Below are 12,727 nucleotides of genomic sequence, written 5' to 3'. Positions count from 1 at the left end.
CACTCAGGCCTCGCCTTGCGTGTCAATCAACGCGGCGGCCAGCGCATCGGCGGGCGTCTTGCCGCCCCACAGCACGAACTGGAACACCGGATAGAAACGCTCGCATTCGTCGATCGCCGATTCCACCAGCGATTCTGCCGCTGCCAGCGACATCGTCCCCTCATCATCGCCATCGACCAATGCGGCATTGCGATAGAGCAGGATCCCGCTCGACGACCACAGTTCGAAATGGCCGATCCAGAGTTGCTCGTTGACCAGCCCCAGCGTCTCGTAGATCGCCGCGCGCCGCTCGTCGGGCACCTTGATGTCGGGAAAGGCGAGGAATTGCAGGACGCTGTCGTCGTCACGCCACAGCGCGCGCAGCTCATATTCAGCCCAGCTGCCCTTCACCGTCGCGACGATCTCGTCGTCGTGCCGCTCATGCGTCCAGCCATGCGCGGCGTAATAGCTTTCCAGCATATCGATGGGCGCGGCATCGTCGCGGTCGTAATCGGCGTCTTCTAACATCATATGGTCCTGCCGATCCCTATCGCACGAACGCGCACACGGATGCAAAGCTGCAACCGCGCGTCGTTCGTGAAAAAGGACCGAAGTCCACCGATTTCTGTGGAAAAGTCAGGCGTCGTCAAACCCGGTCATCGGCACCGGCTTGGCAAGATCGGGCCTGGGCGCTGGCGGCGACACCGGGGCGGCGGCGGATTTCGCCTCCAGCGCATCCAGCCGTACCTTCAGCGCGTCGGCCTCGTCCCGCGCGGCGGCCGCCATCGCCTTGACCGCGTCGAACTCGTCGCGGCTGACGAAGTCCAGCCCGCCGATCCACTCGCGCGCGCGCGCCCGCGCACTGGATTCGGCCTCGCGCCCCATGCCCGCGATCGTGCCGGCCGCGCCGTTCATGATCTTCGCCAGATCATCGAGAATGCGGTTTTCGGTCTGCATAAAAAGAAAATCCCGTTGCGTCGGTCTGTGTCAGTTCAGGATTTGGGTGGTCGTGTGGCCGGGCGCAAGAGTGGCCGCATTCGGGTTCAGCTGCCCGATCCGCCACGTCAGCACGCCGGCAAAGCTGATCCACACCATGTACGGCACCAGCAGCCACGCGGCCAGCGGCCGGATCCGCCCGAACGCGAAGGCGGTGGCGATCGTAGCCGCCAGCATCGCGACGATGACGATCAGCGCCAGCCCGACCTGATGCGCGCCGAAGAACACCGGCGTCCACACCAGATTCAACGCAAGCTGCACCACGAACAGCCCGATCGCGACCGGACGCCCGCGCGCCCCCCGCGCATGCAGGATCATCGCCAGCGCCAGCCCCATAAGAATATACAGCGTCGTCCACGCGACCGGGAACACCCAGCCCGGCGGCGTCACCGATGGCTTGACCAACGCGGTATACCACGCGCTGTCGCTGCCCACCGGCACCGACCGGCCGGACAGGAAACCCAGCAGGACGACCAGCGGCACGGTCACCACCGCCCATCGTACGAACGACATCCGCAACTGGCCCCGTGAGGCGATTCCGCTCAAGTCCGTTCCCTTCGACCTAGATCCTGGCCTCCTGCCGCGTCGCAGGCCCCGCGTAAAGCGCGCCGAACCGGGCATCGTTCCACAAGCGACCCGTTTATGGACGGGTGCGTCCGCACGCCACGCCCTTCGCCGCGGCCGGATCGCGTCCACTCACCCCGTCACCCGCACCGCCGCGACCAGAAACTCGATGTTTCCCTCAGGCCCGGTGATCGGACTTTCGACCACGCCATCCACATGCCAGCCGTCGCCGGTCAGCCAGTCGACGACCTCTTTGCAGACCCGCGCATGGATCGCTGGATCGCGCACCACCCCGCCCTTGCCGACCTCGCCGCGTCCCGCCTCGAACTGCGGCTTGATGAGCGCCATCAGCCGCGCGCCGTCACGCGCAAACGTAATCGGCCTTTCCAGCACCTTGGCCAGCCCGATGAAGCTGGCATCGCAAACGATGAGGTCGACGGGTTCGGGGATATGCGTTGCCGTTAGGATGCGCGCGCTGGTCTGCTCCAGCACGACGACCCGCGCATCCTGTCGCAGCTTCCACGCCAGCTGATTGGTCCCGCTGTCGACCGCATAGACGCGCGCCGCGCCGCCGGTCAGGAGAACGTCGGTGAACCCGCCGGTCGACGACCCGACGTCGATCGCCACCGCAGCCTCCACGCCCCAGCCGAAATGCGCCAGCCCATGCGCCAGCTTGATCCCGCCACGCGACACCCACGGGTGGTCCCGGCCGCGCACGTCCAGCACCACGTCGTCCGCCAGCGTCTGGCCCGGCTTGTCGACCTTGCGAGTGCCCGCGAACACCAGCCCGGCCATGATGAGCGCCTGCGCCCGCGTCCGCGATTCGACCAGTCCCCGATCGACGAGCATCTGGTCGGCGCGCAGCTTGGCCATGGTCGCGGCCACGGGCTATTCGCCCGCGAACACACCCTTCAGCTTGGCGAAAAAGCCCTGGCTGTCCGGACATTCGTCGCCCGTTTCCGTCTCGCGAAACGCCTCCAGCAATTCGCGCTGACGGGCCGACAGCTTCGTCGGCGTCTCCACCTCGACCTGGATCACCATGTCGCCGTGTCCGCGCCCCTGCAGCACCGGCATGCCGCCGCCGCGTTGACGCAGTTGCTTGCCCGACTGGATCCCAACCGGAATCTTGATCTCGTGCGCCCGGCCGTCCAGCCCCGGAATCGACAGCGTGCCGCCCAATGCGGCGGTCGTGAACGTGATCGGCGCGCGAGCGAACAATGTCGTGCCCTCCCGCTCGAACAGCGAATGCCGCGCGACGTGCAGGAAGATGTACAGGTCGCCCGCCGGCGCACCGCGCGCACCCGCCTCGCCCTCGCCGGTCAGGCGAATCCGCGTTCCTTCATCGACACCCGGCGGCACGTTGACGCTCAGCGTCTTGGTGCGGTCGACCCGCCCCTCGCCGCGACAATCGGGGCACGGATCGGCGATCACCTGGCCCGCGCCCTGGCAGACCGGGCACGCGCGCTCGACCACGAAAAACCCCTGTTGCGCGCGCACCTTGCCGTGACCGCCGCAATGCGCGCAGGTCTTGGCGCTGGTGCCGGGCCGTGCGCCCGACCCGTCGCAGGTGTCGCACTGCGCCGACACATCGACCGTGATTTCGGTCGACTTGCCGTGGAAGGCTTCCTCCAGGCTGATTTCCATGTCGTAGCGCAGGTCGGCGCCGCGCCGGTGCTGCTGGCGACCACCGCCGCCACGCTGCCCGCCCATGAACTCGCCGAACACGCTTTCGAAAATGTCGGAAAAGCCGCCGCCGAAATCCTGCGCGCCGCCACCCTGCCCGCCGCTCTGGCGGAACGCGGCATGGCCGTACCGGTCGTACGCCGCCCGCTTCTGCGGATCCTTCAGACAGTCATAGGCCTCGCTGACCGCCTTGAACTTCGCCTCGGAATCCTTGCAACCCGAATTCTTGTCCGGGTGATATTTCATCGCGAGCTTGCGATAGGACGACTTGATCGTCCCCGCATCCGCGGTCCGCTCGACTTCGAGCAGCTCGTAAAAATCGACTTCGGTGGTCATGCCGTCTCCGCGACCATGCCGTCATGCCGGTGATACACCGGCATGACGGTTATGGTTCAACTGGCCGTTTCCGGCCTCAGGGCTTCAGGCTTTATGGCCTTCGTCGACTTCCGAGAACTCGGCATCGACCACGTCGTCCTTGGGCGCATCGGCTGCATCAGCGGATGGCGAAGCCTCCGACTGCTGCTGCTTTTCATAGATCGCCTGACCCAGCTTCATCGCGACCTGCGCCAGCGCCTGGCTCTTCTCGCTCATCGCATCGGCATCACCGCCCTCGACCGCCGTCTTCGTCTCGGCGATCGCCGCCTCGATTTCCGACTTCAGCGCAGCGTCGATCTTGTCGCCATTGTCGGCCAGCTGACGCTCGGTCGTGTGGATCAGGCTCTCGGCGTTGTTCTTTGCCTCGGCACCCGCACGACGCTTCTTGTCGTCCTCGGCGAACTGCTCGGCATCGCGCACCATCTGCTCGATGTCCGAATCCGACAGGCCACCCGATGCCTGGATGCGGATCTGCTGCTCCTTGCCGGTGCCCTTGTCCTTGGCCGACACGTTGACGATGCCATTGGCGTCGATGTCGAACGTGACCTCGATCTGCGGCACGCCGCGCGGAGCCGACGGGATGCCGACCAGATCGAACTGGCCCAGCATCTTGTTGTCCGCCGCCATTTCGCGCTCGCCCTGGAACACGCGGATCGTCACCGCCTGCTGGTTGTCGTCGGCGGTCGAATAGGTCTGCGACTTCTTGGTCGGGATCGTCGTGTTGCGGTCGATCATCCGGGTGAACACGCCACCCAGCGTCTCGATGCCAAGGCTCAGCGGCGTGACGTCGAGCAGCAGCACGTCCTTGACGTCACCCTGCAACACACCGGCCTGGATCGCGGCGCCCATCGCCACGACCTCGTCCGGGTTCACGCCGGTATGACCTTCCTTGCCGAAGAACGACTTCACGACGTCGCGCACCTTGGGCATGCGGGTCATGCCGCCAACCATCACGACTTCCGAAATCTCCGACGCGGTGACACCGGCATCCTTCATCGCCTTGCGGCATGGCTCCAGCGTGCGCTGGATCAGGTCGTCGACCAGACGCTCCAGATCGGCGCGGGTGATCGCCTTCACCAAATGCTTCGGACCCGTTGCATCGGCGGTGATGAAGGGCAGGTTGACCTCGGTCGACGCTGCCGACGACAGCTCGATCTTCGCCTTCTCGGCCGCTTCCTTCAGACGCTGAAGCGCCAGCTTGTCCTTGGTCAGGTCGATGCCCTCGACCTTCTTGAACTCGTCGGCCAGGAACTGGACGATCTTGGAATCGAAATCCTCGCCGCCCAGGAACGTGTCGCCGTTGGTCGCCTTCACCTCGAACACGCCGTCACCGATCTCCAGGATCGAGATATCGAACGTGCCGCCGCCAAGGTCATAGACCGCGATCGTCTTGCCGTCCTGCTTCTCCATGCCGTACGCCAGCGCAGCCGCGGTCGGCTCGTTGATGATGCGCAGCACTTCCAGGCCGGCGATCTGGCCGGCATCCTTGGTCGCCTGACGCTGGGCGTCGTTGAAATACGCCGGCACGGTGATGACCGCCTGCGTAACCGTCTCGCCCAGATAGCTCTCGGCGGTTTCCTTCATCTTCTGCAGGATGAACGCGCTGATCTGCGACGGGCTGTAATCGGTGCCGCCCGCGTTGACCCACGCATCGCCATTCGGCCCGCGCGAAATCTTGTACGGGACCAGCTCGGTGTCCTTCTTGGTGATCGGATCGTCGAACCGGCGGCCGATCAGGCGCTTCACCGCGAAGATCGTGTTGTCGCCATTGGTCACCGCCTGGCGCTTGGCCGGCTGGCCGACCAGTCGCTCGCCATCCTTGGCGAAGGCGACGATCGACGGCGTGGTGCGCGCGCCCTCCGCATTCTCGATCACCTTGGGCTTGCCGCCCTCCATCACCGAAACGCAGCTGTTGGTGGTGCCGAGATCGATGCCGATTACTTTAGCCATGAGTCCTGATAGCCCCTCGCAAACGAAAACCCTTGGTCACGCTGCCGTTACGGCGGCGCAACCGACTTGATGGGGTGCGATATAGGTTAGCTTATTCTTGCCGCAAGATTGTGCGGCAGGTACGCCAACATCGAAAATCCCGAGGATGGACAGGAATATGCGTATTTTCGTGACGATGGCGGCAGTGGGCCTTGCGCTGGCCGGCTGCACCAAGCCGCGCGTGATCGAAATCGAGGATGCCTGGGTCCGCATGCCCGCCGTCCCCAGCCGGCCGGGTGCCGCCTATTTCACGATCGAGGGCGGCCCCGCCGATACCACTTTGGTCAACGTCAGCGCCGATTTCGCGATCCGTGCGGAAATGCACGAAAGTATGAAGGGTAGTGCCGGCATGGCCTCCATGCGGCCGATCACCAGCGTCGCCATCCCCGCCGCCACGAAGATCGCCTTCGCCCCCGGCGGCCGCCATGTCATGCTGTTCGACGTCGACCAGCGCGCGCGTCAGGTCGGCGCGATGCTGCTCACCTTCACCTTCGCCGACGGCAGCCACATGCAGCGCAAGGCCTATCTGGTGAACGCCGGCGACCCGGCACCCGACGCGTGAAGCGCCACCTGACCGAGGGCGAAAAGGCGCTGGCCCAAAGCGTCTTCGGTGACGCGATCGACTACACACAGGTGCGTCTCGCCCGCACGAAATGGGCATTCTTTCAGCCGAAGGATGTTGTCATGGCCCCGACCGGCTGCATCCATTTCCATCCCAAGGGTCACGGCTGGCGCGACGATTTCGGCCCCTGCGCCCTCACCGACCAGGGGCTGTTCATCCACGAGATGACCCACATCTGGCAACATCAGCGCGGCATCTTCCTGCCCCTCGCCCGCCATCCGTGGTGCCGCTACGACTATGCGTTCAAGCCCGGTCAGGCGTTCCACCGATACGGACTGGAACAACAGGCGGAAATAGTCCGCCACGCCTTCCTGCTGCGTCGCGGCGCCCGTGTGGCGGGGGCGCCCGCGCTCGCCCAATATGACACGCTGTTGCCGTTCACCCCCACCCCGGTCCGACGCGACTGAAGACGTCGCGGCGGACGGTTCGCGGCTGCTATTGCCGCTTGCAGATGAAATCGAGCATTTCACCACGCAGCGGCAAGCCCTCGACCGGCCGCAGCGGGCCGTCATAGGCAACGTTCGTCTCGACCCGCGCGCGTGTGTCGGCCACGCCAACGACGTGCAACAACCGCTGCTCGCAGTTCAGTTCGAGCCGCGCATAGGCGACGCGACCGTTCAGCTCCTGCCGGATGATCGCGATCGTCTGGCCGATCACGGTCGGGCGCTGGCGCAGCAGAAAATATTTCGACCGGGTGTCGGACGGCGTCGTCATTTCCACGCCCGGAATCTTCAGTTCGGGCGGTGCCGGACTGGAGATATTGGACGCCGCCAGATCACGCAGCACGACCGCCGCCTGCTGATTGTTTGCCGCCTCCTCGATCGCGCTACCGCCGCACGCGCTCAAGGACAGCGCCGCTGCGCCCAACGCAAAATACCACTTCACCATGCAATCTCCCGGTCACAAAAGTATCGTCCCCGAATGGCTGTCAGGCCGCGACGCGATTACTTCCTGAAACCAAGGACATACTGACCGATCAGGATCACCACGGCCACCAGAACCAGAACGACCGCGCCGGTTTCTTCCCATCCAACAGCGAGTACGCTCTCAAGCTGCTGCGGTTCCTTTTTCCAGATCTTCAATGGTCGCTCCCACGCATTGTCTTGGCGACCCGTATAGCCGATCCGCGACGCGCGGGTCGCGGCGGCAGGTCGCCCGGACGGCGCGGCCGGTCGCGTTTCCCGGTCCTGCCCGCCACAACCTGTGCCATTTCCTGCACATGGCCATGCTGCCGGCCGCCATGCGCCGACCTACAGCGCGTCGAAGTCGATCGGCTGCGTCCGGTCCAGCGCCTGCGGGGCCGCCGGCATCGGATATTTCAGGCCGGTCGCGCAGTTAAACAGCACCACGCGCTCGTCCTCGTCGACCTGGCCCATCTTCACCGCCTGCCGGTAGGCCGCCAGTGTCGCCCCACCCTCGGGGCACAGCAGCAATCCGTCCGCCCGCGCCGCCGCATCGACCGCCTTCAGGATCGCCGGATCGCCAACCGCCAGCGCCTGCCCGCCCGATTCCCGCACCGCGCGCAGGATCAGGAAATCGCCGACCGCTTTCGGCACGCGGATGCCGGCGGCGACCGTGCTTGCATCCTCCCAGCGTTCGGCATGGTCCTCGCCCGCCTCGAACGCGCGAACGATTGGCGCGCAGCCGCTGGCCTGCACCGCGAACATCTTCGGCCTTGCGGGGCCGATCCAGCCCAGCGCCTCCAGCTCGTCGAACGCCTTCCACATCCCGATCAGGCCGGTACCGCCACCGGTCGGGTAGAAGATCGCGTCGGGCAGCTCCCAGCCGAATTGCGCGGCCAGCTCCAGCCCCATCGTCTTCTTGCCCTCGATCCGGTACGGCTCCTTCAGCGTCGAAAAATCGAACCAGCGCCCCTGCTTCGCCCCTTCCGCGACAATCGCGCCGCAATCGTCGATCAGCCCGTTGACCCGCCACACCCGCGCGCCCTGCATTGCGATCTCGCGCACGTTGATTTCCGGCGTATCATCGGGACAGAACACGATCGTCTCGATCCCGCACCGCGTGGCATAGGCGGCCAGCGCCGCGCCCGCGTTGCCGTTGGTCGGCATCGCGATCCGGGTCACGCCCAGCGCCTTCGCCATCGCGACCGCCATCACCAGCCCGCGCGCCTTGAACGAGCCGGTCGGCAACCGCCCCTCGTCCTTCACCAGCACATTGCGACCGCCCGATCGCGGCAGCGGGATCAACGGCGTCTCGATCTCGCCCAGACTGACGATGTCGGCCGTATCGCGCACCGGCAGCAGCTCGCGCCATCGCCACAGATCCGTCTCGCGCCGCATCAGCGCATCACGGTCCAGCGACGCCTTCACGGCCGCCAGATCATAGCGCACCAGCAGCGGTCGCCCGACCCGCGACAGCCCCTGCAACGTGTCGGCCGCATACCGCTCGCCCGTCATCGAACATTCGAGATGCGTGACGAACGTCGGCCGATCGGTGATGAGATTGGTGTTCATTGTTAGACCCTTTGGACGGCCCGTATTGCGTCGCCGACAGAACGCCACTCAATGCATCAACCACCCCGGCGAAGGCCGGGGCCCAATTGGGCCGGCGATGGTGAGGATTTACAAACGCTTACCCGGTTGGGCCCCGGCCTTCGCCGGGGTGGTCCGCATTGGCGCAACGGCGCGCCTCCAAATCAATCCGGCGTCTTCGCCGTCGCCACCAGCGCCGGCCGCAACAACCGGTCGCGGATCATGTAGCCCGCCTGCATTTCCTGCACGACGGTTCCTGCCGGCTGGTCGCTCGGCATTTCCATCATCACCTGATGCTTGTTGGGATCGAGCATCTCGCCCATCGCCGGAATCTTGGTGATACCGTGCCGCTGGAACACCGTCTCCAGTTCGCGGCCCGTCGCCTCAAGGCCCGTGACCAGACCCTTCATCTTGTCGTCGCCGCGCAGGTCGGCCGGAATCGCCGACAGCCCGCGCGACAGGTTGTCCGCCACCGACAGGATGTCGCGCGCGAATGCGGTCGCGGCATAGGCGCGTGCGTCGGCCGATTCCTTTTCCGCCCGGCGGCGAATGTTCTGTACGTCGGCATGCGCGTACAGCACCGCCTGCTTCGCCTCGGCCAGTTCGTCTTCCAGCTTGGCGACCCGGTCGTGCTCGGCCACTTCGGGCGCGGCCTCGGCCGTCTCGTCACGCAGGGTCTCGGGGGTTTCGGTCGTCTCGTTCTCGGTCATGCCATTCCCTGTCATCTCTGTGGCGAGCGCCTCAGCCCATCAATCGGGCGAGCGTCGCCGCCGTGAAGTCCACTATCGGCACGACTCGCGCATAGTTCAACCGTGTCGGGCCGATCACGCCGACGACGCCGACCACCTGCCCGTCCAGCCCACGGAACGGCCGGGCGATCACCGACGATCCCGACAGTGCGAACAATTTGTTTTCCGCGCCGATGAAGATCCGGGTCGCATCCCCGGCGCGCGCGCTGTCGAGCAGCCCGGCGATCTCCTGCTTGCCCTCCAGGTCGTCGAGCAGGTCGCGCACCCGGTCCAGGTCCGCCGCCGCCGCCGCGTCGATCAGCCGCCCCTGCCCGCGCACGATCAGCACCGGCCGCCGCGCGCCGTCCTCGCTCCACACCGCAAGGCCGCGCTCGACCAGCACCCGCGCCGCGCCGTCGATCGCCGCCTGCCCCTCGGCCATTTCGCGCTCGACCCGCGCCCGCGCCTCGGCCAGCGTCAGCCCGGCCAGCGTCGCGGTCATGTAGTTCCCCGCCTCGACCAGTGCGGACGGCGTCATGCCCGCGCCCAGCGCCACGACCCGGTTCTCGACCGCGCCGTCCTCGCTGACCAGCACCGCCAGCGCCTGCGTCCCCGACAACGGCACGAACGCGATCTGCCGCAGCGTCACCTCGCGCTTGGGCACCATCACCAGCCCCGCGCACGCCGACAGGCCCGACAGCGCCGCCGTCGTCGCCGCCAGCGCCTCCTCGACCGGCCCGCCCCCCCCGGCGCGCGCCTCGATCGCCGCGCGCTCCTCGGCGGAGGGTTCCAGCGACTGCATCATCCCGTCGACGAACAGCCGCAGGCCCCGGTCGGTCGGCATCCGCCCGGCGCTGGTATGCGGGCTGGCCAGCAACCCCAGTTCCTCCAGCTCCTGCATCACCCCCCGGATCGAGGCAGGCGACAGGTTCAGCCGCGACATCTGGGCGATCGTCTTCGATCCCACCGGCACGCCGCTCGCCAGATAGCTGTCGACGACCGTGCGGAACACGTCGCGCGCCCGGTCGGTCAGTTCGGTGATGGGGGTGATCGCCATGACACGTATCTGGGGTGCCTGCCGTAAGACCTCAACGCGGACCGATGAACGCCGCGATCGGCAGGTCCGCCGGTGCTGCGCGCAACGCGTCGGCCATCGGCCGCAGCTTTTCAACGCCGCACCCGTAATAATAGCGCAGATGCGCGCCGCCGCCGCTGATGTCGCTCCAGCGCACGTCGACGCTCGGGCCATCGGTCGCGGCATTGGGGCAAAGGGCCGTCCCCTGCTCGTACAGCATGTCGCCCTGCGCCGGGCGATAGGGCTGCAACCGCGCGGCAAACCGCCGATAGGCGTCCGGCGTCGCCTTGAACGCCCGCTCGCCCGTCACGGCCGTATGCTGCACGCCGGTAAAGACGCCGCTGCCATCCGGCTGGACCGTCACCGAATAGACCGGGCACGTTCCGAAACACGGTTCGGTCGCATAGCGGATCGTCTCGCGCTCGATCGCGACCGGCGTGCCCACCGGCGTCATCGTCGACATCGTCGACATCGTGCAGCCGCCCGTCATCGCCGCCGCCATCATCACCGCAATCCGCTTCACCTGCATACTCCCGCAAAGTTGAGGCATCGTCTCTGGCGCGTTCCGCCCGCCCGGTCTAGGCAAGAATCCCGAACCTCAGGAGACTTGCCTTGCGTCCTTCCGGCCGTACCCCAGACCAGATGCGCGCCATCACCATCGAACCGCGCTTCACCCGCCATGCGGAAGGATCGGTGCTGATCGGCTTCGGCGACACCAAAGTGCTCGTCACCGCGTCGGTCGAGGACCGGGTGCCGCCGTTCATGCGCGGCAAGGGCGAGGGCTGGGTCACCGCCGAATACGGCATGCTCCCGCGCGCCACCCACACGCGCAGCAACCGCGAGGCCGCCAAGGGCAAGCAGTCGGGCCGCACCCAGGAAATCCAGCGCCTCATCGGCCGTTCGCTCCGCTCGGTCATGGACATGAAGCTGCTGGGTGAACGCCAGATCACGCTCGATTGCGACGTCATCCAGGCCGATGGCGGCACCCGCACCGCGTCGATCTCCGGCGCATGGGTCGCGATGCGCCTCGCGATCGACGGCCTGCTGCGCGACGGCAAGCTGACCGTCGACCCGATCAAACAGAAGGTCGCCGCCGTCTCCTGCGGCATCTATCAGGGCAACCCGGTCCTCGACCTCGACTATGACGAGGATTCGAACGCCGACGCCGACGCCAATTTCGTGCTGCTCGAAAACGGCCATATCGCCGAGGCACAGGCGACCGCCGAACACGCCACCTATGACGAGGAAGCGTTGCTCCGCCTGCTCCGCCTCGCCCGCATGGGCTGCACCGAGATCTTCGCCGCACAGGCCCGGGCGGTCGCGGCATGAGCGGCGAAGGCGACACGCCCCAGGCAATCCGCAAGCTGCACCCCGGCAAGCTGGTCATCGCCAGCCACAACGCCGGCAAGGTCATCGAGATCGAGGCGCTGCTCGGCGACTATGGTGTCGACCCCGTCTCGGCCGGCGCGCTCGACCTGCCCGAGCCGGAGGAGACCGGCACCACCTTCGTCGCCAACGCCGAGCTGAAAGCGTTGCAGGCCGCCGATCTCTCCGGCCTGCCGGCACTCGCCGACGACAGCGGTATGTGCGTTGACGCGCTGGGCGGCGACCCCGGCATCTTCTCCGCACGCTGGGCCGGCCCGTCGAAGGACTTCACCGCCGCCATGGCGCTGGTCAACGACCGCATCGAGGCATCGGGCGACAATCCGAGCCGAGCCGCCCACTTCGTCTGCGCCCTCGCCCTCGCCTGGCCCGACGGCCACGTCGAATGGTTCGAGGGCCGCGTCGACGGCACGCTGGTCTGGCCCCCACGCGGGACGAACGGCTTCGGCTACGACGCCATGTTCCTCCCCGACGGCTACACCCAGACCTTCGGCGAAATGGACCCGGTCGAAAAGCACGCGATGAGCCATAGGGCGGACGCGTTCCGGCAGTTGGTGGATGCGGTGTTCTGATCTTTCCGAAGTGACGGACGACCAGCGACCGGACCATTCGACGCCTCGGAAACATCCCCCCGTCATTGCGAGCGAAGCGAAGCAATCCAGAGCGTCCTGCCGATAATCCTTAATGACTGCGCTTCGCTCGCAATGACGAACAACCCCGCGGCCTCTGCGCTAGGGTCACGACTCATTGATCAGAGCCAGAAGATGACGGTGGCGGCGAGCGCGATAGCGGAAAAGAAGACGGTCGGGCATCGATCGTAGCGGGTAGCGACGCGGCGCCA

The 12,727-nt window shown here is 66.5% G+C and carries 16 protein-coding genes and 1 pseudogene; 4 read left to right on the top strand and 13 right to left on the bottom strand.

Translation table 11 applies throughout. The annotated features are described in order from the left end of the window. Window positions 1-3: 3 nt before the first annotated feature. The 6 genes from ASE75_RS11020 to dnaK form a co-directional block, all read right to left on the bottom strand. Window positions 4-510 (bottom strand): YbjN domain-containing protein, encoded by a 507-nt coding sequence (locus ASE75_RS11020; RefSeq protein ID WP_055933435.1) that lies wholly within the window; start codon window positions 508-510, stop codon window positions 4-6. A gap of 105 nt (window positions 511-615) precedes the next feature. Then, window positions 616-936: an accessory factor UbiK family protein gene (locus tag ASE75_RS11015; protein ID WP_082463931.1), complete on the bottom strand. Its 321-nt coding sequence runs from the start codon at window positions 934-936 to the stop codon at window positions 616-618. A gap of 30 nt (window positions 937-966) precedes the next feature. Then, window positions 967-1,521: a TspO/MBR family protein gene (locus tag ASE75_RS11010; protein ID WP_235512671.1), complete on the bottom strand. Its 555-nt coding sequence runs from the start codon at window positions 1,519-1,521 to the stop codon at window positions 967-969. 150 nt (window positions 1,522-1,671) lie between these two features. After that, window positions 1,672-2,412, bottom strand: coding sequence for a TlyA family RNA methyltransferase (locus ASE75_RS11005; protein ID WP_200922361.1), 741 nt, complete (start codon window positions 2,410-2,412; stop codon window positions 1,672-1,674). A gap of 15 nt (window positions 2,413-2,427) precedes the next feature. Next, window positions 2,428-3,558, bottom strand: coding sequence for a molecular chaperone DnaJ (gene dnaJ / locus ASE75_RS11000; RefSeq protein WP_055933429.1), 1,131 nt, complete (start codon window positions 3,556-3,558; stop codon window positions 2,428-2,430). An 84-nt stretch (window positions 3,559-3,642) separates the two neighbouring features. Continuing rightward, a complete protein-coding gene (gene dnaK, locus ASE75_RS10995) occupies window positions 3,643-5,547 on the bottom strand; it encodes a molecular chaperone DnaK (protein WP_055933426.1) in 1,905 nt (634 codons plus the stop codon). Between the two features lie 157 nt (window positions 5,548-5,704). On the opposite strand from dnaK, the gene ASE75_RS10990 reads away from it, so the two are divergent. Then, entirely contained in the window at window positions 5,705-6,148 is a 444-nt protein-coding gene (locus tag ASE75_RS10990; protein WP_235512669.1) for a copper chaperone PCu(A)C, read from the top strand. Further along, window positions 6,145-6,615 (top strand): hypothetical protein, encoded by a 471-nt coding sequence (locus ASE75_RS10985; RefSeq protein ID WP_055933424.1) that lies wholly within the window; start codon window positions 6,145-6,147, stop codon window positions 6,613-6,615. The genes ASE75_RS10990 and ASE75_RS10985 overlap by 4 nt, the downstream gene beginning before the upstream one ends. Before the next feature lie 28 nt (window positions 6,616-6,643). On the opposite strand, the gene ASE75_RS10980 is transcribed toward ASE75_RS10985, so the two are convergent. From ASE75_RS10980 to ASE75_RS10960, 6 genes are all read right to left on the bottom strand, one after another. Further along, window positions 6,644-7,096: a hypothetical protein gene (locus tag ASE75_RS10980; RefSeq protein WP_055933421.1), complete on the bottom strand. Its 453-nt coding sequence runs from the start codon at window positions 7,094-7,096 to the stop codon at window positions 6,644-6,646. A gap of 56 nt (window positions 7,097-7,152) precedes the next feature. Further along, a complete protein-coding gene (locus ASE75_RS15500; RefSeq protein ID WP_156340405.1) occupies window positions 7,153-7,290 on the bottom strand; it encodes a hypothetical protein in 138 nt (45 codons plus the stop codon). Window positions 7,291-7,458: 168 nt separating this feature from the next. Beyond that, the gene (locus tag ASE75_RS10975; protein WP_055933418.1) at window positions 7,459-8,682 is read right to left on the bottom strand and encodes a threonine synthase; all 1,224 of its coding nucleotides are present in this window, start codon (window positions 8,680-8,682) and stop codon (window positions 7,459-7,461) included. Between the two features lie 182 nt (window positions 8,683-8,864). Next, entirely contained in the window at window positions 8,865-9,425 is a 561-nt protein-coding gene (locus ASE75_RS10970) for a nucleotide exchange factor GrpE (RefSeq protein ID WP_055933415.1), read from the bottom strand. 16 nt (window positions 9,426-9,441) lie between these two features. After that, a complete protein-coding gene (hrcA, locus tag ASE75_RS10965; RefSeq protein ID WP_055933412.1) occupies window positions 9,442-10,485 on the bottom strand; it encodes a heat-inducible transcriptional repressor HrcA in 1,044 nt (347 codons plus the stop codon). Between the two features lie 31 nt (window positions 10,486-10,516). Next, complete coding sequence (locus ASE75_RS10960; protein ID WP_156340403.1) at window positions 10,517-11,026, bottom strand: DUF6438 domain-containing protein; 510 nt, start codon at window positions 11,024-11,026, stop codon at window positions 10,517-10,519. 89 nt (window positions 11,027-11,115) lie between these two features. Between ASE75_RS10960 and rph the strand changes: the two genes are divergently transcribed. Next, complete coding sequence (rph, locus tag ASE75_RS10955; RefSeq protein ID WP_055933406.1) at window positions 11,116-11,832, top strand: ribonuclease PH; 717 nt, start codon at window positions 11,116-11,118, stop codon at window positions 11,830-11,832. Continuing rightward, window positions 11,829-12,458, top strand: a complete 630-nt coding sequence (rdgB, locus tag ASE75_RS10950) for an RdgB/HAM1 family non-canonical purine NTP pyrophosphatase (RefSeq protein WP_055933404.1) — start codon at window positions 11,829-11,831, stop codon at window positions 12,456-12,458. The genes rph and rdgB overlap by 4 nt, the downstream gene beginning before the upstream one ends. 179 nt (window positions 12,459-12,637) lie before the next feature. Here the strand turns inward: rdgB and ASE75_RS15495 are convergent. Continuing rightward, window positions 12,638-12,727: pseudogene (locus tag ASE75_RS15495) on the bottom strand (IS5 family transposase); the annotation flags it as partial.

This window comes from Sphingomonas sp. Leaf17 (assembly GCF_001421505.1).
Taxonomy (GTDB): Bacteria; Pseudomonadota; Alphaproteobacteria; order Sphingomonadales; family Sphingomonadaceae; genus Sphingomonas.
The sequence above is the reverse complement of the archived record's forward strand: the minus strand, read 5'-3'. Positions and strand labels throughout refer to the sequence as shown.